The sequence below is a fragment of the Protofrankia sp. CiP1_Cm_nod3 genome (assembly GCF_982290655.1).
Genome location: NZ_CEVIVD010000026.1, coordinates 37,992 through 41,245 on the forward strand (window position 1 = coordinate 37,992; position 3,254 = coordinate 41,245).

At 71.1% G+C, this 3,254-nt stretch carries 3 protein-coding genes; 1 reads left to right on the forward strand and 2 read right to left on the reverse strand.

All coding sequences use genetic code 11. The annotated features are described in order from the left end of the window. Positions 1-986, reverse strand: a 986-nt coding sequence (gene meaB, locus AC5LUJ_RS07880) for a methylmalonyl Co-A mutase-associated GTPase MeaB (protein WP_493464707.1), incomplete at its 3' end; no start/stop codon positions are given. Beyond that, on the reverse strand, positions 983-2,167 hold the full coding sequence (locus tag AC5LUJ_RS07885; protein ID WP_250281317.1) for an acetyl-CoA C-acetyltransferase: 1,185 nt from the start codon (positions 2,165-2,167) through the stop codon (positions 983-985). The genes AC5LUJ_RS07885 and meaB, both read right to left, overlap by 4 nt. Before the next feature lie 296 nt (positions 2,168-2,463). Between AC5LUJ_RS07885 and mce the strand changes: the two genes are divergently transcribed. Beyond that, a complete protein-coding gene (gene mce, locus AC5LUJ_RS07890) occupies positions 2,464-2,886 on the forward strand; it encodes a methylmalonyl-CoA epimerase (RefSeq protein ID WP_250281315.1) in 423 nt (140 codons plus the stop codon). Positions 2,887-3,254: the final 368 nt, after the last annotated feature.

Consider the following 3,254-nt stretch of genomic DNA (forward strand, 5'->3'; position numbering starts at 1 on the left):
ATCACGCGCTCGGCGGCCGTGTAGGGGTCGAGCGCGCCCGCGACGACCTCGCCCGCGAGCGCGTCCAGCAGGGTGGCGTCCCGCAGGCCGCCCATGCGGGCCCGCAGCTCGGTGAGCGCGATCTGTTCGATCTCGTCGGCGGCCCGCCGGCGCCGGCGGGCGTCCAGCACGCCCCGCTCGACCATCCACGCACGGTGATCGACGATCGCGTCCACGATCTCGTCGACGCCCTCCGAACGGGACGCGACGGTCTTGACCACCGGCGGCTGCCACCGCTGGCCGCCGGCCGGCCCGGTCAGGGCGATCATGTGCTTGAGCTCCCGGTAGGTGTGCTCCGCGCCGTCCCGGTCGGCCTTGTTGACCACGAACACGTCGGCGATCTCCAGGATGCCGGCCTTGGCCGCCTGGACGCCGTCGCCCATCCCCGGCGCCAGCAGCACCAGCGTGGTGTCGGCCAGCGAGGCGATGTCGACCTCGGCCTGGCCCACCCCCACCGTCTCGACGAGCACCACGTCGAAGCCGGCCGCGTCCAGCACGCGCAGTGCCTGTGGGGTCGCCCAGGACAGCCCGCCGAGATGCCCGCGGGAGGCCAGCGAGCGGATGTAGACGCCGGGGTCGGTGGCGTGCTGCTGCATGCGCACCCGGTCCCCGAGCAGCGCGCCGCCGCTGAACGGGGACGACGGGTCGATGGCCAGGACACCGACCCGCAGGCCACGGGCGCGGAACGCGCCGACGAGAGCGGACGTCGAGGTCGACTTGCCCACCCCGGGGGAACCGGTGAGGCCGATCACCTGCGCCCGGCCGGTGCGTGGCGCCAGCAGGGCCATGATCTCCCGCAGCTGCGGGGAGGCGTCCTCCACCAGGGAGATCAGCCGGGCGAGCGCCCGCGGGGAGCCGGCGACGGCGGCGTCCACCAGGTCGGCCGGGGCCGCGGAGCGCGCGAGAGCCGGCCCGGGTGCCGGGAGGACCACCGGGGCCGAGCTCACGCCGGGACGCGCAGCACGAGCGCGTCGCCCTGGCCACCGCCGCCGCACAGGCCGGCGGCACCGGTACCGCCGCCCCGGCGGCGCAGCTCGTGGGCGAGCGTGAGGGCGATGCGGGTACCGGACATGCCGACCGGGTGCCCGAGCGCTATCGCGCCCCCGTTGACGTTGGTGACGTCCGGGCCGATACCGAGGTCGCGCATGGACTGGATGCCCACCGCGGCGAACGCCTCGTTGATCTCGTAGAGGTCCACGTCCGCCGGGGTCAGCCCCTCCTTGCGCAGCGCCGCCAGGATCGCGTTCGACGGCTGGGAGTGCAGGGACGGGTCCGGGCCGGCGACGAAACCGTGATGGCCGACCTCGGCGAGCACGGGCAGGCCGAGCTCGGCCGCCTTGGCCCGGCTGGCGACCACGACGGCCGCGGCGCCGTCGGAGATCTGCGACGCCGAACCGGCCGTGATCGTGCCGTCGGCGGCGAAGGCGGGGCGCAGCTTCGCCAGCGAGCCCGCGGTGGTCTCACCGCGGACGCCCTCGTCTTGGCTGATCAGTATCGGGTCGCCGCGGCGCTGCGGCACCTCGATCGGGACGATCTCCTCGTCGAACAGGCCGTTCTTGATCGCGGCGGCGGCCCGCTGGTGCGACCGGGCGGCGAACTCGTCCTGCTCGGCCCGGCCGATACCCCGCGTCGCGTTGCCCCGCTCGGTGCCATCCCCCATCGCCACCTGGTCGAACGCGCAGGTCAGGGCGTCGTACGCGGTCGCGTCCACAAGTTCGGCGTTGCCGTAGCGGACGCCCGCGCGCAGGGACCGCAACAGGTGCGGGCCGTGTGTCATCGACTCCATCCCACCGGCGACGACGATGTCGAACTCGCCGCTGGCGATGTAGGTGTCGGCCAGCGCGATCGCGTCCAGCCCGGAGAGGCAGACCTTGTTCACGGTGAGCGCGGGAACGCTCAGCGGGATGCCGCCCCTGGCCGCCGCCTGCCGGGCGGTGATCTGGCCCTGGCCCGCCTGGATCACATGCCCGATGATCACGTAATCGACCTGGTCACCGCTGATCCCGGCCCGTGACAGCGCGGCCCTGATCGCGAACCCGCCCAGCTCGACGGCGGAGAAGCTCTTCAGCGAACCGGACAGTTTGCCGATCGGCGTCCGGGCGCCGGCCACGATGACGGAACCAGGCATGAGTGGGCCTCCCGCAGGTACGACAGCGTCTTCGGTAACCATAACGTGATCATGACCAACATGCCGGGCGAGCAGGGGCGACCCGCGTATCCGCGCCGCTCGCGGTCAGGTGTGGCAGCATCCCGGAACGATCCCGGTGAGGACGGGACGGCGGGACGGCGAGCCGCCCGCACTTCCCGCGCCTCCTTCATCCGCATCACCGCGACGATCACGGTAATCATAATGATCATGACAATTGCGACGGCCACGACGACCACGACGACCACGACGACCACGGAAGAGGGGCACAGACCGCGATGTTCACCAGAATCGACCACGTCGGCATCGCCGTCCGCGACCTGGAGAAGTCCATCTCCTGGTACGAGACGACGTTCGGCCTCACGGTAGCGTCCCAGGAGGTCAACGAGGAGCAGGGGGTCCACGAAGCCATGCTGTCCGTCGCCGACGGCCCCGCGGGCGGCTCCTATGTGCAGCTGCTGGAGCCGACCCGGGCGGACTCGCCGGTCGGCAAGTTCCTCGCCCGCAACGGCGAGGGAGTTCATCACATCGGCTACGGCGTCGAGGACGTGGAGAACGCACTGGCCTCGATCAGCGCCACCGGGGTCCGGCTGGTCGACAAACGGCCCCGGCACGGCTCCATGGGCGCGAGCATCGCCTTCCTGCACCCGAAGGACACCGGCGGCGTCCTGACCGAGCTGGTGCAGGCCGCCAAACACTGATCTGCCACCCCCGGCAGCCTCCCGCCAGCCAGCGCCACGGCCCCCATCGTCGGCCATCACCGGTGCCGGCCGTCATCAGCTGACCAAAAATCCCGAAAACGACAACCGAATGATCCAGGAACCATCGCCGACGAACCGTCGCGGGGCGACCCCCCCTCCCCATAAACACCTGAAGGATGTGAATCCGCCGCTGTTCGGGACAGCGCCGGATTCACATCCTTTTTCATCCCACCACCACGCTTTTCTTTCCCGCGGCTCTTTCCTGTCTTTCCCGTGACTCTTTCCCGCGGCCATCACACCGCGGGCTCCCCGCCTTCAGGATCTCCACCTTTCCAGATCGCCATCAGACAATCTTCGCCATCCCCAGA

Bases quoted from the DNA above. Each gene is read 5' to 3' on its own strand.
- mce (WP_250281315.1), top strand. From the start codon at position 2,464: ATGTTCACCAGAATCGACCACGTCGGCATCGCCGTCCGCGACCTGGAG.
- AC5LUJ_RS07885 (WP_250281317.1), bottom strand. From the start codon at position 2,167: ATGCCTGGTTCCGTCATCGTGGCCGGCGCCCGGACGCCGATCGGCAAA.